Source organism: Lactiplantibacillus modestisalitolerans (assembly GCF_005405425.1).
Classification (GTDB): domain Bacteria; phylum Bacillota; class Bacilli; order Lactobacillales; family Lactobacillaceae; genus Lactiplantibacillus; species Lactiplantibacillus modestisalitolerans.
On record NZ_BJEA01000001.1, the window covers coordinates 109,700 to 131,497 of the forward strand.

Annotated in this window: 13 protein-coding genes; 1 reads left to right on the top strand and 12 read right to left on the bottom strand. The window is 46.6% G+C overall.

What is annotated here, in order from left to right:
* Window positions 1-60: 60 nt before the first annotated feature.
* Both FFM79_RS00505 and FFM79_RS00510 read right to left on the bottom strand, forming a co-directional pair.
* Window positions 61-2,244, bottom strand: coding sequence for a hypothetical protein (locus FFM79_RS00505; RefSeq protein WP_137641523.1), 2,184 nt, complete (start codon window positions 2,242-2,244; stop codon window positions 61-63).
* Window positions 2,228-5,761: a hypothetical protein gene (locus tag FFM79_RS00510; RefSeq protein WP_137641524.1), complete on the bottom strand. Its 3,534-nt coding sequence runs from the start codon at window positions 5,759-5,761 to the stop codon at window positions 2,228-2,230. The genes FFM79_RS00505 and FFM79_RS00510 overlap by 17 nt, the downstream gene beginning before the upstream one ends.
* 427 nt (window positions 5,762-6,188) lie before the next feature.
* Here FFM79_RS00510 and FFM79_RS00515 point away from each other — a divergent pair, with 427 nt between their 5' ends.
* The gene (locus FFM79_RS00515; RefSeq protein ID WP_137641525.1) at window positions 6,189-6,524 is read left to right on the top strand and encodes a hypothetical protein; all 336 of its coding nucleotides are present in this window, start codon (window positions 6,189-6,191) and stop codon (window positions 6,522-6,524) included.
* A 53-nt stretch (window positions 6,525-6,577) separates the two neighbouring features.
* On the opposite strand, the gene FFM79_RS00520 is transcribed toward FFM79_RS00515, so the two are convergent.
* From FFM79_RS00520 to pcrA, 10 genes are all read right to left on the bottom strand, one after another.
* Entirely contained in the window at window positions 6,578-7,384 is an 807-nt protein-coding gene (locus tag FFM79_RS00520) for an aldo/keto reductase (protein ID WP_137641526.1), read from the bottom strand.
* A gap of 432 nt (window positions 7,385-7,816) precedes the next feature.
* Entirely contained in the window at window positions 7,817-8,710 is an 894-nt protein-coding gene (locus FFM79_RS00525) for a restriction endonuclease (protein ID WP_225424339.1), read from the bottom strand.
* Window positions 8,711-9,447: 737 nt separating this feature from the next.
* A complete protein-coding gene (gene rlmD / locus FFM79_RS00530; protein ID WP_137641527.1) occupies window positions 9,448-10,824 on the bottom strand; it encodes a 23S rRNA (uracil(1939)-C(5))-methyltransferase RlmD in 1,377 nt (458 codons plus the stop codon).
* A gap of 459 nt (window positions 10,825-11,283) precedes the next feature.
* Window positions 11,284-12,312 carry a diacylglycerol kinase gene (locus FFM79_RS00535; protein WP_137641528.1) on the bottom strand — a complete coding sequence of 343 codons (1,029 nt, stop codon included), beginning with the start codon at window positions 12,310-12,312 and terminating at the stop codon, window positions 11,284-11,286.
* 161 nt (window positions 12,313-12,473) lie between these two features.
* Entirely contained in the window at window positions 12,474-13,898 is a 1,425-nt protein-coding gene (gene gatB / locus FFM79_RS00540) for an Asp-tRNA(Asn)/Glu-tRNA(Gln) amidotransferase subunit GatB (protein ID WP_137641529.1), read from the bottom strand.
* On the bottom strand, window positions 13,898-15,361 hold the full coding sequence (gene gatA / locus FFM79_RS00545) for an Asp-tRNA(Asn)/Glu-tRNA(Gln) amidotransferase subunit GatA (RefSeq protein ID WP_137641530.1): 1,464 nt from the start codon (window positions 15,359-15,361) through the stop codon (window positions 13,898-13,900). Before gatA ends, gatB begins: the two co-directional genes overlap by 1 nt.
* Window positions 15,361-15,690: an Asp-tRNA(Asn)/Glu-tRNA(Gln) amidotransferase subunit GatC gene (gene gatC, locus FFM79_RS00550; protein WP_137641531.1), complete on the bottom strand. Its 330-nt coding sequence runs from the start codon at window positions 15,688-15,690 to the stop codon at window positions 15,361-15,363. Before gatC ends, gatA begins: the two co-directional genes overlap by 1 nt.
* A 30-nt stretch (window positions 15,691-15,720) precedes the next feature.
* Entirely contained in the window at window positions 15,721-16,896 is a 1,176-nt protein-coding gene (locus FFM79_RS00555) for a CamS family sex pheromone protein (protein ID WP_137641532.1), read from the bottom strand.
* Window positions 16,893-18,935 (bottom strand): NAD-dependent DNA ligase LigA, encoded by a 2,043-nt coding sequence (gene ligA, locus FFM79_RS00560; protein ID WP_137641533.1) that lies wholly within the window; start codon window positions 18,933-18,935, stop codon window positions 16,893-16,895. Before ligA ends, FFM79_RS00555 begins: the two co-directional genes overlap by 4 nt.
* 20 nt (window positions 18,936-18,955) lie before the next feature.
* Complete coding sequence (gene pcrA / locus FFM79_RS00565) at window positions 18,956-21,220, bottom strand: DNA helicase PcrA (RefSeq protein ID WP_137641534.1); 2,265 nt, start codon at window positions 21,218-21,220, stop codon at window positions 18,956-18,958.
* Window positions 21,221-21,798: the final 578 nt, after the last annotated feature.

Here is a 21,798-nt window from a genome sequence, read left to right on the forward strand (position 1 = left end):
AAAGCGAAACGCGGTGCCCACAATGGGACCGCGTTTTTAATGCGCCTTATTCAAATGAAGCTATTTTGAGTCTTTCTTTTGCGGATCATACGTTTTGAGTCGCCAATATTCGCGGGCGTATTTCATCATGAACGGTTTGACCGTCCACTGCCCATTACGAACAAACTCCACGCCCATTAAATTGATTAGATCTGGAAAGACGCGGTTCACTACTTCATCCGGAGCATCTTTTGAAGTTTGGGATGGCAACGGGATTAAAGCACGTAACCGAATTGCGCGACTAACCGTTTGTGGCAGCGGTGCGTTTGTCCCAACGTAATAATGATAGACCCACTGATGATCTTGCTTGATTTGAATTAGCCCAATATCTCGAAAACCCGGAAATAAGCTATAAGGTTGCGTTTGCCGCGCCGAATTATTAAACGTATAATCCGTGACCTGTTCGAAATTACGACAAACTTGTTGGACGGCCCGATTGCTAAAGAAGCGGTTTGCGTGTTTTTTTAGCCGTTGTCGAACCTCGTCTACGGTAAAGGTTGGGTCTGGTATCTGCTCAATTACATCCCTAAAAGCGGCTATGGCTGCCTGATAATCATCCGCCGAAATCTTACCGACGGGACTCGTCGCGACCAAAGCTAAGTCGGATAAAACAACCGACCGTACTAACACCCGACTGCCATCCGCTCGCTGGTGCCGTTCCATCAGTTCCTCACTTTTTGGCATTAATTGCAGTTGCGTCTGCATAATTAACAAGTAGCTATCCTGCGAGCAAATCACGCCATCCACTAACGCCCACAACCACTTATGATGGTTTAAATTATCCCAGATTAGGTAACAAAGCTCCGTTAACTCATCTCGCTTAAATTCACCCGTATCACTCAAAGTCACCACTTGATCACTAAATGCTAACTGGCCAGTCGCCGTCACCGTAGCTTTAACCACTGCAATTCTGCAAGGATCCTGTCTCCCAGTCTTTAATGAATTAAACCAATAGTATTGATAACGACTCGTTGTTTCAATTAATTCATTATCCACCAGGCGAAGTTGCCCCGCTCGAATGTCAGCTTTAACGGCCAAATTTTGGAAAATATTGACCATCGCCGGATCAATGGTAACCTCCCCTTGTTTGGGCTGCCAACTCGTCAAATCAGAATCTAAGCTGTAATGACCAACATTCTCGATGGTCAAATGTTGGATAATTTGCGTTTCTGTCCCCCGCTGATACGTTTCGATAACGTTAGCTTTCCCGACTTTTTCGGGGCGTGCTTCCCGAATAACGGACAAATTTAACCCGTCCACCAAGTGTTCTCGTTGCTGAATGACAAGCTTCAATTCTTGTAAAAGTGGGGATTTCGTCAACGCAAGCGCAATTTGGGTGGCCAATTCTCCCGTTTTAGGCTCCGTTGGTTCTGAAATCACGTTAATCGTTTGGTCTTTAAAATAGCGCCAAATGCTTGCGCCGTGTTCACTTTTAAGACTTGGTTTAGGCCGGGCAACTTTTAAAACTGGATAATTTGCGAAAGTCACCGTTTCTTTTTTAAAACACTTGCCAAAATTTCGTTTCAGCTCATGTTGCAATTGGGTCACAATACCAACCTTACTCCGTTCAAAACGTTCAAGTTGATCAGTATTCAAGAAATCGACCGTATTATTAATTTTGGTTTTATTCCCACGAATCCAATAAGGCTCCTTACTATCAAACTGGCGCACCATGAGCCCCCGTTTTTCACAATATTGGTACCGTTCCGTTGGTAATTTTTCGTGCTCACTCGGCGTACGGAAACTCGTTACACTTAAAACTAACTCATTATGCCACGTTAATTTTACTTTCAGTGCGTAGCGAATTTGACCGCCCAAGCGCCGATTACGCTGCCACTTTGGTAAGGTCACGTAAAGTTCCGGTGTTAAATTACGCTCAGGCGCTAGCGTCAGATTGGTGAGCTGATTTAATAATAGTTGGACCACTTGGTTTGGGTTTAAGTCAGAAAACGGCACCATCGTCACTGTAAATTGATCACAAGTTTGCAGCTTTACGGACGCCCTTTTAGAAAAAAGAACGTAATAGTTCAGTTTATTTTTGTAAACCATTGAAAGTGCTGGTGATGCCTGCAATTGCCTGTAAAAATCACTAAAATATTCCTGCTGCGTTAGCACAATCTTATACACATCGAATTTACTATTAAGCCCCGTTTTATCAAGCTCCATATCCAAGCAGTTCACTTGAATATTAGTCGTCTTTGCCATCTACAAAAGCTCCAATCTTTAATATTGCTGCTTGCGTTAAAATTAACTGTCCTTGTTGATCAATTAGGCCAGGAACTTCCATAATTCGTTGGTTTGCCGTTTGAATGACATTCACCGGGTCCTTACCAAATAGATTAATTACAATTACACGCCATTCATCACCAGTATCCGTCGTTAGCGTTTCAAGCTTTTTTAACACCGCTTGACGAGCTGATTCTGCCGGCTCCGTGTGGGTTAGTTGCCAATTTTTAAAATCAACTGCAACTTGATTGCCAATCTTAAAATCAAACAATTCGTTGTGCCGAATATCCAAAAAATCACGTAGGTGATAGCCCAATACCCGCTGAAAAATAAATTTACCGGCAGCTTCACCCAAAATTCCCGTGTACAAATTGATAAATTGAACCGGATTTAAAATAAATTCATCCGGTTGCCATTCCGTTGCGTATTCGTGGCGCTCAAAATAATCCCGCATACCGGGATATTTTAATACGGCTGGTAGCCCCGCTTGTTCAGCTGAAACTTCCACCTGCGGTTCATCTGGGCAATCTTCAAAACAAAAATCACCATAGTCTAAGTGCTGAACACCGGCCTGATATTTAACAATTGGCGCGACGGTATTTGATAAATACTGCAATCCCATTTGTTGATTTTCATCAAATTCATTTTGAACTGTGATTAATTGCGCTCTACTGATGGTTGGATATTTCAACATACATTCCCGCAAGGCTTGGTAATATTCAGCAACCTGACGATCACTTTGAAGCCGGTAAACCAGCCGATTAATATCATTAGCACAATATTTAGTGTAATTTTGCCGTCTATATTGATCTAAGCGGCTCTGCTCAGTTTGCGTCGTGTTTTTTTGCTCCTGACAATCCAGTAGGGCCTGTACCTCTGGACTCAGTTGGTCCGCTTCCACTCCAATCGTTCGAATCTGACTAACAACGTTGCGGTGCGTTAACACTAGGGGATTAGGATGCTTATTAAAGGCCCGGTTCATCCGGCCAAGTGCTTGCACAATGGTATACGTATAGCTCATGGCAAGACTAGGAGCGTCTTTCAAAGAAAAGAATTGTCCGTTCAAAGCTTTATTAAAGCAACTTCTTAATTGTTCCGTATTAATCTCGTTATTTTCACGTAAATATTGCAATTCGATTACCATTGCTAACGTCTCAGCATTCATCCCTGACCGCCCCGGTGATGTTAATAAATGGGTAACGTCACCAAGGTACATCCCGTCAATATCCTTAGCGTTAAAGCGCTTATCAGCCTCGTTAGATTTCCCACCAATTGAAAGACTGTGCTCTTTTTCAAACGCACTAATCGGGTGCTGCAAATTTTGACCAACGCCCAGCGTTTGGTACGCACTTAGCATGTAAACGCGTGTTCCGCCAGCTAATAAGCGTCGGACTTCGGTAAGTTGTGCTTCGATTTCATTATGACGCCCTGAAATTATTCTCAATTCCACGGGTACCTTATTGGGTACCAATTGTTGTTTTAGCGTTTCAAAAACTTGGTTGATAAAGCCTGCGTTCATTTCAGCAGAGTGATCTGGCAGTTTCGCTTGTAACCCTAGAAAACTTGTATACGTCGGTCGTGCCAGCAGTTCAATAAAGCTTTCAAATAACGCTAGGTAGCGTTCCAGAAAATATTGCGCCTTTTTTCCTTCCGCGCTTTCGATTGTATGAATTAGTTGGGTTAAATTGCCATCCAAATTTATAATGGCGTCCCAATTCGTAACGCGTTGCTTGAACTGACTTGCTTTTAGCGTTTTAACAACGCTAGCTTTTAAACCCACCATACGGGCTTGAACTTGAATCCCCCGTTCCCGATAGCGCGTTTTTAAATCAAACTCCCGTTGCGTTTTCGCTGTTAAATACTGCCGTGCTTGCTTAAAATTAGCTCCTAATTGGTCTTTTAAAAACGGTAAGTCATAATTATCCAAAATCGTTTCAAAATTAGCGGTAGCTGAAAGCCCCCAAATACGACAATGTTTTAATAACATTAGTAAGTACCGCTCCGGGGTTAGCGTGTAGAAAGCCGCGTTAAAGATTGTCTGCTCACTATGATCATTGGCATCCTGAAAATAATAAAGGTCCAGGCCGCGTTCCTGTAACGGTTGCGGTCGATGTAAGCTCAGGAGTTTCTTATGCTTGGTAGAACCGCTTTTATACGGGGGCTCCGCCTGAATATCAAGTAAAATTGTCATTTGATCATAACTAAGTCCCATTGCGCTACCAACGGTTCGAAACGCATCCTCAAATTCAATGCGCTCATTAATTCCCACCGTATCGCTATTCTTTGCACGCTGATATTTCCGTGCACACGTTGCTAAATACCGGGTAAATCTGCGGATAAAACCAGCGACCCGGTACAACATCCGTCGAAATTCAAGCTCATCCGGTTGCTGATGATTAACATCAACACCGTTTCGTTCTTTATTTAAGTGACTACGCCACGGAACGTTGTCACTACTTAAATTCTCAACTAACGAGTGAATCAAAAAATTGGCTTTATATTGTGCTTCTGTCACCTTGTAAAGGAGTTCTAAGTGATAGCTTTCCTGCAATTCTTTAGCAATTGACTGTAAGTCGTCATAATACCCCTCTTCAACAGCTGGGTTCTTCACTGTAATTGGTAAATTGATATTAATTTGATCTAGTCCATGTTTAATAGTATTAAACAAACTAAAAAGGTCCGTATCAATCTTAAGTGTTTGGTCAATTTGTTTGCGTAGCTGTTTTTTCTTGCTCCGATCAAATTCATCCAAAACAACTAAGGCGTCATTCAGCAACGAAGTCGTCAGAAGACTCTTACCCTTCTCCTCAAAAAAAGGCGTAAAACTCCGAATAAATTTATCGGTCGTCATGATAATAATCTGAAACTGCTCTAAATTAATGGTTGGATACCGTTTAAATAGCCAGCGACGAACCTCAACGAATTCGGAATTACTGAGTTTCTTTAAAAGTACTTGTTGACTTTCCTTGTCTAGCGGTACTTCCACCCTGAGCCCACACAATTTAGCTAACTGCTTAGCAAGCGCCCTGCGCACCGATAACTCTTCAGGAGCAAGTAATTTCCAATAATCAACATCCCCACCGATTTGACACATACTTTCGTATTGTTGATACCTGATGGCTAGCTTTCTAAGTGCTTGATCGACAGACTCCGCCGCTTGCGCATCTCCAAGTAAGCATTTCGGCACTTGACCGTCCGTGTAATCATCAACTAGATACCCAACGTTTTCTAATAAAGAACGCACAACCGCAATCCGTTCATAGTCAGCATACTGCTTGTGCTCAGCGTCATTCCAAAATTTCAAAAAATCATCGATTGGGATATTCTTTTTTTGATCCGAAATAAAGAACGCCCGAAAATTAGGATCCTTCATCGCTTGCCAGCAAAGAAATTCAGTTACTCCACGGCTTTTACCATTCCCCGTTGGGGCATCTAGTAACATCAAAGTCCCCTTTTTCGAATTTGAAAACATTTTTTTAAAATCTTCAAGTTGCATTTCAATTCACCTCACTAATACGACTCAACGTGTCTTCAATTACTCAATATCATTACCGAATCAAAATTTTGCTTTTAGTATATTTAGTATCGTTCAATGTGTCAAAGATTTACATATATTTATTATTTTATTAAATAGTATAAGTAAAAATAATATTGTCTTTCTGCATCTCTATTGATGATAATTTGCGTGAAAATCTACCAATTTATATCGTACTAATTTAATCATCATCCGCTACAAACTACCTATGTTTACCAACGTTTACGGTGTTTATACTTGCGTCAAACTGAATCAATAGTAAAATTTAAAGTGACTTAAACCCAAGCCTAGTATTCTTGCTTCATTATCCTGCAGATCCTTCAAAAGCATGCGTTAATTTTCTATATAAACTAACCTCACCACACAGCCCCAAAGGAGGCAATTCGATTTGGAACGAACCCGCACGCTACTCATGATGATTTTAATCAGCCTAATAATTGCTGGAATTGGCTTAGCTCCGGCTGAACAGGCTCAGGCCGCGTCGCACAATCATATTGATACGCAACGCCTAACTAATCGTGGCCACGATAATCAGGCCCCTAAAATCTCTAAGGTTAAACGCCGTGGCCCCGGGCGTACTGCCGCCATCGCCATCCACCGGCAAGCTACACCCCTCGAAGCCCAAAAAGCTAGTACTAAACCGGCTACTTGGGGCGCCTATCTCTTTGGACTAGTATTAGGGGGTTGGTTGCTCCTAGCTGGGACACGCCGCCGCTGGTATTAAGCCGAAAAAAAGGATTCATCATCACTGACGAATCCTTCCAATTCAACTCATACTTAGTCGTAATTTAAATGTTTATCTTGATCTAAGCCGTTAATTTTAGCGATTTCTGCCGCAGTTAAGTGGAACCCATCCACCTCAAAGTTTTCCTTCACATGGGCCGGTTGCGCCGACTTTGGAAAGACGACGTAACCGGTATCTAGGTGCCACCGCAAAACAATTTGGGCTGGCGTCTTAGCGTACTTTTTCGCTAAGTCCGTAATTACTGGATCTTCTAAAATCAAGTGGCCGTGCCCAATTGGCGAGTACCCTTCATTCACAATCCCGTTATCGGTATCAAACTTACCAAGCTCAGTTTGAACCTTGTAGGGGTGCCGTTCAATTTGGTTGACCATTGGCTTAACGGTCGCAATTTCAAAGACGGCCTTTAATTGGGCTTCAGAGAAGTTTGAAACCCCAATGGCCCGCACTTTCTTTTGCTTATACAGTGTCTCAAGTGCCCGCCAAGTGTCCAATGTCAAATCAAAGTTATCTTCATTTGGCCAGTGAATCAAGTAAAGGTCCAAATAATCTAATTGCAGATCCTTCAGCGTTTGGTCGCAAGCTGCCAGGGTCTTATCATACCCCTGATCAGTGTTCCAAACCTTCGACGTAATGAAAAGATCTTCACGCGCAATCCCAGAAGCTTTGATGGCCTCCCCAACGGCTGGTTCGTTACCATAAATATGCGCACAGTCTAAGTGGCGATAGCCCGCATCAAACGCGGTCTTTAAAGCTGTTGGGACGTCTTGGGAATCTAAACGATACGTCCCAAAACCAAGCATTGGAATGGTGACGCCGTTACTAAGTGTTGTCGTTTCCATCAATCATTCACCTTTCGTTGTCTGTCCGGGTCTTTACCGGACAAATATAAGCTATATTAATAATACCGTTGACGCGAAAGGGCTTCAACTAAGGTGCTTCAAATCGATTGAATTTTGGAATCTTGGCTAGTATTCCCCTTCTAAAATCAATAAATTAGTTACAAATTAACGCCATACGTATTAAACATTTTCTTGCACTACCGATTGGTGATGAGTTTTGCTAAGTAAGAATAACTCTTTAAAATATTGACGCATTATTTTTTTATCCCTAACACGTTGCTTTAATTCAGTAAAATCTGAATCCACAATAAACCTTAACAAAATCCTGAGTCTGTACATTTTCAGAACGTTACATATCACAGTAATCATAATCATTTTTTTATCATTGCTCATAAACCTAGTACAGCCGAACACTCCATATAATCATTTACTTTAATCCTCGTCTAAGTAGAAATCTTGCAGTCGATAAGTTGTAACCGGCTCAACGTAGTAGTGATACTTTGCCACTAAATCACAAATTTGGCTACCATCAATCAATGTAATAATCCGCGTCCCCTGACGAGCAGTTTTAACCGCATCGCGAGTAAAATCAGAGTTAGTTATAAAAATACCAAATTCGGCATTATATTTGTCCATCGCTCCCCGAAATTTATCAATTTCGGGTGCTGAAACCTTTCCCTGCCAACGCTTCGCTTGAAGCGCAACCCTGGTCGTTCGGTAATCATCCGAGCGGACATACCCAAACCCGTCTAAACCGCCATCCGCAACGTATTGCACACCAATGGTATCATCTACATCAATCCCCATTTTCTTAAGTAACCCTCGGCAGAATAACTCAAATTTTTTGGGACTCATCTGAATCAACGCGTCCAATAACTGGCTACGCCAGAGATTTTCATTTTCATTTAATTCTTCCTCCGGAGTTTGAGGCGCTTCCTTAACGACTTTAGTCCGCTTAACAACTTTTCGATGGGGCATCAATGGTTCAGAAATCGTCCGTACATCCTTATCCGCATCAAAAGTTTTAAAATCTACGTTACGGCCCTTTTTAGATAATTCAAGTTGATAACCGCTAAGTTCATTAATAAACCCAGCCAAAATTAAATGCTTAATCGCAAAATTTAATTTCCAAGCAAAAGGTTGATAAACCTTGCCTGTTTTCTTTGAAGTTCTCTCCTCGTCAATTTCTGTTTCAGAAAACATCCGCGAATTTTCCCTAAGATCCTGAGTAATTTCTTTACGATTTACTTGGCCGCCGAGATTATGCATTGCAATCAGTGCAGCGCGCATCGCTCGATTTTCCGTCTGTTTTTGTTTATTAGCCACTTAAATTTCCTCGCTCATTTTTTCTTTATTAACCTAATTATAAGCGAGTACGCTTGGTTTCTAAAGGTTTGTTTAATACTACCTTTACTAATTCATTACTGGTTACCGATAACTTTCGTTCTGCTAGTTGTGACTTACATTCCTAATTAATTGCATTGTAGGCATACTCAGAACCATCAATTCCCTCAATAATCTTAATTAGCTATGCTTACGATACTATAGTGGTCATTCTCCTTTTACCACCATGTATTATGAAAACTATTCTGAACCGGTTAGTGATGTAGACCGCTTCTCAGAGAGGACAAATTTAAAATTTTTAAAATACCTACCAGACGAATTCAACAATTACTGCAACAATCCAGATTTAAATGAGACCTTTAAACATAATTTAGAGCTTAGGCTCGGCCAAGGTATCCCAAGAACGAATTTACTGATATTATTATTAAAATAACAGACTCAATTAAAATTTTAGCGTATAAAAACTAGTTACTTAATAATCATCTTTTAAGGAAAACCCTTTACGTTAATTGCCGCGAATATCACGTTTACGATGACGACGTCCTTATAATCTACTTTCGTAACGATAGAAAGCTTTATTTACGATTTATCGCTGGTCATCAATCGTTACGTACTAAAAGCGAAAAACTAACCAAGATTAATTAAAAGTGCCCCTTTTCCACCCCGTAATTCATGGAAAAAGTGCACTTTTAATTTGAGATCATATTAAGCTTTAATCGCTATTTAGCCGTCCGCTCCAACACCGTCACACTTTCAATATGCGGCGTCTGTGGGAATTGATCGACCGGTTGAACCGGCGCACTGATTTGGTAACCGTATTCCGCAAACCGTTGCACGTCGCGAACCAGTGTCGATGGGTTACAACTAATGTAAACCACCTTCTTAGGTGCCATTTCACCGGCACTCTTGATAAAGTCGGCGTCTAGACCCTTCCGCGGTGGATCAACCACGATGACGTCCGGTTGAACGCCATCGGCCTGCCACTTGGCTAACACCTTTTCGGCACTGCCGAGCTCGAAATGGGCGTTGGTAATCCCGTTTTTGTCCGCGTTTTGCTTGGCATTTTCTACCGCGGCGGGAACGATTTCAACCCCGTAAACTTGTTTGGCGTGTTGCGCCATCGTTAACGAAATCGTTCCAATTCCAGAGTAGGCGTCGATGACCGTTTCGTTACCGGTCAGGCCGGCTTGGTCAATGGCCAACTGGTATAATTTCTCAGTTTGTTGGGGGTTGACCTGGTAAAAGGACTGCGCGGAAACCGCAAACGTCAAGCCCAGCAGTTGGTCGTCAATCGTGGACTTGCCCGCCAGCACGTTGTTATCCGGCCCCAAGATGACGTTGGTCTTCTTTTGGTTGACGTTTTGAATGACACTAACCACTTCGGGCAACGCCGCCTGAATTTCTTTAGTGATCACATCGGCCATTGGCAAGTGCTTCGTCCGGGTCACAATGACCACCATCATTTCGTGGCTGTAATACCCCCGACGTACCATGATGGTCCGAACCGTACCACTGTGATGGAATTCGTCGTAAGCCGCTTCGTGGTACTTCCGTAAAATATCGCGCACGATAACGATGGCCTTATCAATCGCTGGATCCTGAATGTAGTAATCCTCAATTGGCATTAATTGGTGACTGTTTTTCTTATAGAAACCAGTCGTTAACTTGCCTTGAACCTGGCGAACGGGCACTTGGGCCTTGTTACGGTACTGCGTCGGGTTCGCCATTCCAATCGTTGGCAACACTTCAACGTCGTCCATGTGGACCTTCGCGAATAATTCAGCAACTTGGTGTTGCTTAAATTTCAACTGTTCACTGTATTCCAAATGCTGAAGCGGTGCAATTCCGGTTTGACGGTAAACGCGGCCCTTCGGGTTAACCCGGTGTGGGCTCACCTGGTTAATCTTTTGCACGTCCCCAAACGCGAAGTTCTTCGTCGTTTTCGTTACCTTGACCGTAATTTGTTCTTCGGGTAAGGCGTTTTCGATAAAGATTGGGTAATTGTCGACCTTGGCGACCCCCATCCCTTGATAAGTCAAGTCGATGATGGTGACGTCTAACACTTCGCCCTTATGGACTGGTAAATTTACTTTCATTGAAATCCTCGTTTTTTCTTTAATTGATTTGTTAACTAAAATGAATCATTAATATCTAATTTGCTAGCGACGGCACCCGCCCGCACACTTTGAGTATCCTTTAAAATACCAACTCATGGTTAAAGTTAGCTTTTTAAGTGCACTAACTTGGCAGGAGTGGCCAATCCTAGCCAGTTGGGAGCGACGACCATGGCTCAGTAGTGAAATTATTCTTAGTTGGAAGTGGGTTACTTTCGACTTAGAATAAGACTCGCATTTGAGATTGCTCAGTGACTTTCTGAGTGAGCTCAAATCGACGTCCACTACGTTCGCCAACCGGTCGTCGGTTCCTGCTGGCGGCAATTATCCGCCTTTAATTGGTAAAAAGCTATTAAAATGACCGTCCACCATTGTAGCGGTAAACGGTCATTTAAGCAAGTTATTCGCAATTTGAACCTAACGCTTAACCGCAAGCCCGCCTTATTTTTCAGCGTCCTGCGAATCCAGCGGCGTTTCCGTGGACGTTTCGGGTAATTGGTCCACCGCTGAAACGAAGTGGCGTTCCGCATCCACGATTTCCGGATCGGTAATGGCCTCATCCGGAATCCGGTCCGTATCCGCAAACATCTCAATGTGTTGCTTCAGGTTCCGGAACGTCATCGGTGCGTCCCCACCGTATTCGCCATCCAAGTTGATCATCAAGCGGTCCTTGGGGGCCTTCGCGACCACCTTATGGGTCTTCGCGTAAATGATGCTTGGATCATTAATGTGCTTGCCGCCGTTAAGTACTAGCGTCATCAAGTGCAGCATTTTGGCCAGGTTCCCGGTCTTCACAATGATCATCGTGAACTTACCATCGTCTAACGAGGCGTCCGGAACGAGTTGCTCGAAACCGCCGACCGAGTTCGTCAGCGCCAAGAAGAACATCGACGCCTTACCAACGTAGTGCCCACCATCGTACTTTAGATCCATTTCAACTGGTTTAACCCGCGGTAGGAGTTCGACCCCCTTAGCCAAGTAGGCCGCGTAGCCAAAAATTGATTTTAACTGCGACGGCACGTCGTACGTTAACTCGGTTAGAAGGCCCCCGGCCGCAATGTTAATAAAGTACTGGTCACCCGCCTGGCCAATGTCCATGTTGACCGTTTGGTTTTTCAAGACAACTTTCGCTGCCGCAACCGGGTCATTACGTGGAATCCGTAGTGCCCGCGCGTAGTCGTTCGTCGTCCCCGCCGGAATGATGGCCATTTTTGGCCGGCGTTTTAAGCCGGCGAGGCCGTTGACCACCTGGTTGATGGTCCCGTCGCCACCCGCGGCGATAATTAATTCGAACCCGTCTTTGGCACAACGCCGCGCTTCATTGGCTGCCGAGTTCGGCGCTGGCGTGGTCGCATAGGCACTGGTTTCATAACCAGCCTGTTCAAAAATTCCGAGAATTTCGACAAGGTCGTGTGCTAGCGCCTCGCGCCCGGATGTTGGGTTATAGATTAGTCGTGCCCGTTTACGCATGTTTCTTTCCTCCACAAACTCGTATACAATCGGTGCGCCTCTCAACGGTCGCTGACCGGCAAAAAGTAACCTGATAATCGTTGCCGGTTACCACGCTACTTTTGAGAAATGCCCGACCGACCATGGTTGAACCTTCGCTCAACCGCAATCAGCTGATCTTGTTACTTGGCTTTTAATGATTTCATCAATAATTGATTGACGACCTTCGGGTTAGCTTGACCGCGGGTCTTCTTCATGATCTGACCAACTAAGTAGCCAACCGCCCGGTCCTTCCCGTTCTTGAAGTCTTCGATCGATTGTTCGTTGTTATCCAAGACATCGTCAACGATCGGTTGTAACTTAGCAGGGTCGGACAATTGAACTAAGCCCTTGTCATTGACCCATTTAACTGGTTCGGTTCCGGCCATGATTGCCTTGAAGACCTTCTTGGCAATCTTACTTGAAATCGTTTCATCGGTGATCATCTTGATCATCGCAGCTAAGTGGGCTGGCGTTAAGTCGGTGTCTAACAGTCCCACTTTGTGTTCGTTCAAGTAAGCATTAACGTCCCCTTGCAAGTAGTTCGAAGCAAGCTTCGGGTCCGCGCCTTCCGCGACCGTTGCGTCGAAGAAGTCTGACATTTCCTTGGTTTGGGTCAAAACACCCGCATCGTAAGGCGTCAAACCAAATTCGTCCACGTAACGCTTGCGCCGCGAACCTGGCATTTCCGGAATCGTCTTTTGAACGGCGGCAATCCAGTCGTCATCAATGTTCAATTCTGGAATATCTGGTTCTGGGAAGTACCGGTAATCGTCGCTACCTTCCTTGACCCGCATTAGGATCGTTTCACCAGTTGTTTCGTCAAACCGACGGGTTTCTTGTTGAACCTTGCCGCCAGACATCAGCACCCGTTGTTGCCGTTGTTCTTCATATTCCAACGATTTCCGGACGTAGTTGAAGGAGTTCAAGTTCTTCATTTCCGTCTTGACCCCGTACTGATCAGAGCCGGCCGGTCGAATCGAAATGTTAACGTCGACCCGCATCGAACCTTCTTCCATCTTCACGTCAGAAACGCCGGTAAATTGAATCCGTTGCCGCAATGCTTCACAGTAAGCGTACGCTTCTTCAGGGGAATTGATTTCTGGTTTAGAAACAATTTCAATCAACGGCGTCCCCTGCCGGTTCAAATCGACATACGAATAGTCGCTTTCGTGGGTGTTTTTCCCGGCGTCTTCTTCGATATGCATTTCTTCGATACCGACTTTTTTCGTCTGGCCGTCAACTTCAATTTCAATCCAACCGTCGTGGGCGATTGGCTTATCGTGTTGCGTAATTTGGTACGCCTTCGGGTTATCCGGATAGAAGTAGTTCTTCCGGTCGAAGTACGTATGGTGTTCGATTTGCGCATGGAGGGCCGTTGCAGCCTTAATCCCCGCTTCAACCACACCTTTGTTGGGCGTTGGTAAAACCCCTGGGTATCCCCAGTCGATCACGTTCGTGTTGGCGTTTGGTTCGGAACCAAATTGCACGGGTGACGGACTAAAGATTTTGGAGTTCGTTTTTAACTCAACGTGGACTTCCAGTCCAATCGTAGTTTCAAAATTCATTAGTTTGCACCTCCAACTTTAGGGGTTTGGTTATGAAAATCAGTAGCTTGTTCAAAGGCGTAGCCCGCTTTATACAGCGTGCTTTCGTCGAACCGCTTCCCAATCAGTTGTAACCCAACTGGTAAGCCATCCGCAAAGCCGGCTGGAACCGACATCCCTGGTAAGCCCGCTAAGTTGACTGGAATCGTCAAGACGTCGTTCATGTACATCGTAATTGGGTCCGAAATTTCGTCACCAATCTTGAAGGCTGGCGTTGGCGTAACCGGGCCCATGATCATGTCGTACTTGTCAAAAACGCGCTTGAAGTCGTCAATGATCAACGTCCGGACTTGGCCCGCCTTGTGGAAGTAAGCATCATAATAACCAGCGGATAATGAGAAGGTTCCCAGCATGATTCGGCGCTTAACTTCGTCGCCAAAGCCTTCGGAACGGCTGCGGACGTAAACGTCTTCCAGGTTCTTAACATCTTCCGCCCGGAAACCGTAGCGAATACCATCAAACCGTTGTAAGTTTGAGGACGCTTCGGATGACGCAATGATGTAGTATGCGGACACCCCGTAGCGGCTATGTGGCAAGGAAACTTCTTCAACGGTCGCACCGAGTTCTTCAAACTTCTTGACCGCGTCTTTGATCACGGCCCGAACTTTCGGGTCGATCCCTTCATCCATGTATTCCTTCGGTAGCCCAATCTTCATGCCCTTAATGTCGCCGTCCAAGCCGGCGGTAAAGTCGGGAACCGCCCGCTTGGAAGCCGTGCCATCATGCTGATCATAACCGGCGATCACGTTTAGCGCCGCCGCGTTATCCTTAACGGTTCGCGTTAACGGGCCAATTTGATCCAGGGAAGAAGCGAACGCGATTAAACCCCAACGGGAAACGCGCCCATAAGTAGGCTTCATGCCGACCACGCCGTTAAATGCAGCTGGTTGGCGAATTGAACCCCCGGTATCGGAGCCAAACGCAACCGGCACTTGACCAGAAGCGACCGCAACCGCGGAACCACCCGAAGAGCCACCGGGAACTCGGCTAACGTCCCACGGGTTGTGGGTCAACTTCAACGCGGAGTTTTCGGTGGAACCACCCATCGCAAATTCATCCATGTTGTTCTTACCCACGATGACCGCGTCACTCGCGTACAGCTTTTCAACCACCGTTGCGTCGTAAACCGGCACAAAGTGTTCCAACATCTTCGAAGCGGCTGTCGTCGTTAAGCCCTTCGTGACAATGTTATCCTTAACGGCCACTGGAATCCCAGCTAACACGTTGTCGGGATCAATCCCCTTCGCATCAATTTCAGCCGCCCGCTTCAAAGCGGCGTCTTCGTTCAATGCTAAGAAGGCCCCTAGTTCAGGATCAACTTGCTTCATGTTCACAAAAGTGGTTTTAGCCAAGTCCACGGCGGTGAGCTTTTTAGCCACCAAGTCCGCGTGCAAACTCGTTAAATCTTGGTCGAAATACGTCATTATTCGCCGTCCCCACTTTCATCAATAATTGCTGGTACCTTAATTAAGCCGTTTGCCTTTTCAGGCGCATTTGCCAACAGTGCTTGTCGTAAAGCTTCGTCACTCTTAACCGCTTTATCGGGCCGTAAGTTGTTTTCGCCCAAGGTATCGTCACTTAAGCGCATCGTTGCAGGCACGTCAGTCGTGTCCACGGTACTCAATTCTTCGAACATGCCGATGATCTTTTCGAGTTGTCCCGTAAAGGTCCCGAGTTCGTCCGGCGTAAACGCCAGCTTGGCTAAGCCAGCGACGTGTTGAACTTGTTCAGCATTGATCCGTTCTTCAGCCATCAGATTTCCTTCTTTCTCAAATGTTACTCGTTAATTATTGCCCTGGTCACTAAAGATATGGGTGTAATAAGAACTCCCCTTGGCCGTCCGGGCTAAGAAACTTTGAATATCCCCGTTTGCGCTCTTAACTGTAATTTCAACCGGCACTCCGGATGGGAGGTACCGTTTAGCAGCCGTTGCGAGGTACTGGGTAAAGCTAATGATTTCAGTTTCACTATAAAACTTAGTCGTAATGTTGACACTTAACTTGCTTAACGCCTTGTCCTTGTAGTGGGCGTTAGCCGTCACACCGGACAAGTTCGGGAAGAAGTTTTCAACGTGCGACTTAAACGAACTAAAGTCGGACTCATCATTATTGTTAGCCCCGCTATTCTTTGATTCAGAAGTGGCCGGGAAAACGTAATTATTCCAGTCCAAGGACTTCCAGTCCGAAACCGAGGTCGAGCCGTTCTTAGAAACCGCGTAGGCAATCATGTTACCACCTACTAGACTATCATTCGAGGACTGCTTGTAAAGTGCTAAAACAATCGGCACACTCTTCAAAGCGGACTTTTGCCGCAAACGTTGTAAGACGGTGTTCGCCATCTTCTTCCCCTGCGCCGTTAATTCCGTAGTCGAGATGTTCGTCTCGTAAGTCGCACCATACTGCACCTTCTGGTAGTAATCGACCGAGTTCATCCCGAGCCCGACCGTCACGCCACCTAACGACATCTTACTGCCATTTTGGATCATGTAATCCTGTTCTTCTAGCTGCTGTAAATAAATTGGATTCCGCGTTGTTGCGCCCTTTTTACCGTTGTTCTTAGGGTTTAACCCGGTCGGATTACTCTTAGAAACCCGCCCTAACCAATTTTCAACGGTCGACGAATCAACGTACTGGCCCTCTTGGAAAACGTACTTTTCAGTTGAAAAGACCTTTTTCGAAACGTCCAGCAACCCCGTTTCAAAACTCTTCAAGTTCATGACGTTATCATTTTGCGAAACGTTTACGCCACGCGACTTACTTGTTCGGTAAGTCCCGTTTTTGATAACCCCTTGATAAAACTCACTACCGGTTGACCCGGTCGTTGTGGTCGTTTTAGTGCTGGTAGCCGTGTTACTTGAATCATTTGAACCAAACGACGAATTTTTTAAATTTCCGCAGGCGGCTAGCACTAGGGCAGCCATTGCCACTAGACCAATCGTCCGGATGCGTTTAATCTTCACGCTTGTTGATCCTCCCTCATTGTTGCATCGAACCGGGCTTCATCCCACACCGGCACGTCCAACTGTTGCGCTTTGGCCAACTTACTGCCGGCATCCTTGCCGGCAACGAGTAGGTCCGTCTTTTTCGAAACACTGCCGGTTACCTTCGCACCATGGTCTTCCAACCACTTGGTCGCATCCGCCCGGGTAAAACTTGCAAGTTTCCCCGTTAGCACGACCCGCTTGCCAGCAAACCAACTCTCACTAGCTGCCGCACTGGCCGCTTTCGGGCCGGTATAACTGGTATTGACGTCAACTGCTTGTAATTCCGCAATCAACTGGTGGGCCCCATCCGTTGCAAAATATTGCACAACCGCATTCGCAATAATGTCACCCATCGAATCAATGGCCGCAATTTCAGCTTGGTCAGCCGCCATCAAAGCTTCGATGGTCTCAAAGTGTTGGGCAATCAAGCGGGCGACTTTGGCCCCCACGTGGCGAATCCCGAGGCCGAATAATAACCGTTCAAGTGAATTATTACGGCTAGCATCAATCGCTGTCAAGAGCTTGGTCGCAGATTTATCCTTTATTTTATCTAATGTTAATAACTGATCCTTCGTTAACCGGTATAAGTCGGCCACGTCACCGACCAGCTCATTTTGATAGAGCTGGGCAATGATCCGTGGTCCCAAGCCGTCAATGTTCATCGCATTACGGGAGGCAAAGTGAACGAGCCCTTCCTGCACCTGGGCTGGACACTTCGGGTTAATGCACCGCAGGGCCACTTCATCTTCCAAGTGGACGAGCGGTGCCCCGCAGGATGGACAGTTAGTTGGAATTGGCAGCGGCTCGGCATCCGCCGGGCGTCGATCCAAGTCCACCGCCGAAATTTCGGGAATGATGTCGCCGGCCTTGTGTAACAGGACGGTGTCCCCAATTCGGACGTCCTTCGCGGCCACGTAATCCGGATTATGGAGCGAAGCCCGCGCAACCGTGGTTCCCGCCAGTTTAACTGGCGTCATTACGGCGGTCGGGGTCACGACCCCGGTGCGGCCCACGGTCCATTCCACGTCCTTGAGCAACGTTGGCTGCTCATCCGGCGGGAACTTAAAGGCAATCGCCCACCGCGGAACCTTGACCGTCGCGCCCAATTGTCTTTGTAAGGGCAACGGGTTGGCCTTAATGACGATTCCGTCAATCCCATACGCCAAGTCGGGGCGCTCGTTTTGATAATGGTCAACGTAGGCAAAGACGTCCGCCATCGAGTGGGCGACCTGAAAGTCCGGGTTGATCGTAAAGCCCAGTTCATCAAATTCCGTCAACAGATCACTTTGCGTCCGGGCCGTTAACGGCTCGTAATCCGCCACGTTATACATGAAGGTGCTGAGTTGCCGTTCCGCCGTGACCCGTGAATCCAATTGCCGAAGCGAGCCCGCCGCAGCGTTGCGCGGATTCGCGAAAATCGGCTTACCAGCCGCTTCCTGCCGTTCGTTAAGGGCCGCAAAGGCGGCTTTCGGCATGTAACACTCCCCGCGTACGTCAATCGTTAGTGGCCGGGTGAGTTCGTGCGGAATCGAATCAATGGTCATGATGTTGGCGGTAATGTCTTCACCAACACTCCCGTTGCCCCGCGTCGAACCTTGCACGAGTACGCCCCGTTCATAGCGCAACGAAAGCGCCAGTCCGTCAATTTTCAACTCACAATTGTAGTCAACGTGCTGGTCCACGTTTTGCTCCAAACGGTCGGCAAATTCTTGCAGTTCGGCCTGCGAAAAAACGTCACCCAGCGAAAGCATTGGAATCGTGTGCGGCACCTTGGTGAAACCCGCTTTAACCGCCCCCCCCACGAGTTGGGTTGGTGAATCCGGCGTGATTAGCGCTGGAAACGCCCGTTCCAACGCTACTAACCGGGCGTACTGGCGGTCATAGACGTCGTCTTCGACCTTGGGCGCATCGTTATCGTAATAATCCTGCCGCCACTGGTTAAGTTGCGGCCGTAACGCGGCCGCTTCGGCTGCAGCGGCCGTTTCATCCAGTTCCGTGATTGGTTTTTCTGCCATCAAGCTCAACCTCCTCGCAGTTACGATTTAACCTTTTTAATCGGGGCAAAGGCTGCCAATAACCGTTTAATGCCTTCAGATTTAAAGGCAATGTCTAGTTCCGCATCTTCACCGGCACCGGTGACCTTGACCACCGTACCAGTCCCCCACTTCCGGTGTTCGACCTTATCACCAATCGTCCAGGCGTTCTTATCCGCACCGGTTCCGCGCGCCTTCTTAACGGTTGGCCGCGTGCCGACCGGATTACGCTTAAACGACGGCGTAAAGGCCCGTTGATCCCGGGCACGGTCGAACGGCGTGGCTGGCCCGGCACTGTGGCTGTCCAACGCGTTTTCGTTCTTAATCAAACTGGCATCGATTTCCGTCACGAAGCGGGATTCGGCGTTATTTTGCCGCCGACCGTACAACATCCGTGAGTAGGCGTTGGTTAAGTACAACTTCTTTTCCGCCCGGGTAATCCCCACGTAGGCTAAGCGGCGTTCTTCTTCCAGTTCGTCCTCGTCCATCATGGCACGCGACAACGGGAAGATGCCGTCTTCCATCCCAATCATGAAGACCACTGGGAATTCCAGCCCCTTAGCCGCGTGTAAAGTCATTAACGTGACGGCTTGCGGTTCTTCTTCCACATTATCCACGTCGGAAACGAGTGCTAAGTCCGCCAAGAAGTCGACGTACTTATCGCTTTCCTCATCCTCGGGTTGGTAACTATCATCAAATTGTTTCGTCACTGATAAGAATTCTTCGATGTTTTCAATCCGGGTTTGCGTTTCAAGTGGTTTGGACGCTTTAGCGTCCTTTAAGGCTTGCATGTAGCCGGTCCGCTTCAAAATTTCTTCCGTCAGGTCGGTCACCGACAAGTACTCACGCATTGCCCGCAGCTCGTTGATCGTCGCGGCAAACTTGGCCAGCGCCCCCTTCGCGCGGGTCGCGATTCCGTTAGCCATATCCACGTTGCTAGCAGCTTCCAACATTGAAAAGCCAGCTTCATCCGCAAAGAGCCGCAACTTTTCAACGGTCGTCTGTCCAATACCGCGCTTCGGCTCGTTCACGATGCGTTCAAAATTCATCGAATCCTGATCGTTCACAACCAGCGTCAAATAGGCCAACACGTCCCGAATTTCCTTGCGGTCGTAGAACTTGTTGCCCCCAACCATCGTATACGGGATGTTCGCCTTAACCAGCGACTCTTCCATGACCCGCGACTGTGCGTTCGTCCGGTATAAAATCGCAAAGTCACCGTAATCAAAGTGCTGTTTCGTCATGTTTTCTTGAATTTGCGCGATAACGTAGTGGGTCTCATCGCTTTCACTCTGACCACGATAATAAGAAATCAATTCACCCGTATCATTTTCAGTCCAGAGCTTTTTCGGCCGCCGGGTGGTATTATTGGCGATCACCTGGTTCGCAGCCGTCAAGATATTCTTGGTCGAACGGTAATTTTGTTCCAGTAAAACCGTATCGGCGTCCGGATAATCCTTTTCAAAATCGAGAATGTTTTCCATGTTGGCACCCCGCCAACCATAAATTGATTGATCAGCATCCCCCACGACGCAGAGATTCTTATACTGGTCAGCCAACATGTTAACCAACGTATACTGGGCGTTGTTCGTATCTTGATACTCGTCAACGTGAATATAATGAAATTTATTTTGATACCATTGCAACGTCTCCGAGTGCTGTTTGAAGAGCTGAATCGTGAGCATGATCAAATCATCAAAGTCAACGGCTTGGTCGGCTGCGAGTTCGCGTTGATACTGAACGTAGACGTCTGCAACGACGCTTTCAAACGGACTAGCGGCGCTTTCCTTATACATTTCTGGCGTCTGTAAATCGTTTTTAGCGTTCGAAATCGCGGATAAAATCGACCGCGGATCAAACTTCTTGGAATCAATATTTTGTTCGGTCAAAATTCGCTTAACGAGCGTCCGTTGTTCACTCGTTCCGGCAATCGTAAACGCCCGGCTATACCCAATTTGTTCGATATCCCGGCGTAAAATCCGAACGCACAACGCGTGGAACGTGGAGACCCAGACGTCCTGCGCCGAGTCACCGAGCAATTTCCCCACCCGTTCACGCATTTCGCGGGCGGCCTTGTTTGTAAAGGTAATTGCCAAAACGTTCCAGGGATTGACCCCTTTTTCTTCAATTAAATAAGCTACCCGGTGCGTTAAGACCCGGGTTTTCCCGGAGCCGGCACCGGCCATAATTAGTAGCGGTCCTTCAGTGTCTAAAACGGCTTCTTGTTGCTTGTCATTCATTCCTGCCAATAGGCTTGCTTGCGACACGCTGTTCGCCACCCTTTCTAAAAATCAGTCACCAAATATTATAGCAAATTTTAGCGGTGAATGCTGGTGTTCACGGACATTCGTTCGCATTGCTACCAAAACTTAACGTTCGCGCTTCGGCGCCCGTTTCACTACTTACATCTTAACAAACGTGCCCCCATTATTCCGTTGAAACGACTGCAACCGCAACCATTAATTTCAGCCTGGTCGGTCAGCCCCAATCACCTGATTGTTCTCCCAACGATACGAAGGGCGCGATGATCCATGCTGTCAATCTACTAAAAGGGTCACCAATTGAATTTTCAACAAATTCACGGTGGCCACTTAAATAAGCGGACAAAGTTGCACTTATTTTAATTACATTTAGCAAGTGTTCCGAAAAATCACTTTGACTTACTAAAGCAGACCACAAAACTTAATATTAAGACCAATCTAGCCAGTAGTGGGTGTAACCATGGCTCAACTGCGAAATTATTCTTGGCCGGAAGTGGGTTGCTTCCGGCTTAGAATAAGGCTCGTATTTGAGATTGCTCAGTGGGTTTCTGAGTAAGCTCAAATCGATGCCCGCAGTGTTCCAG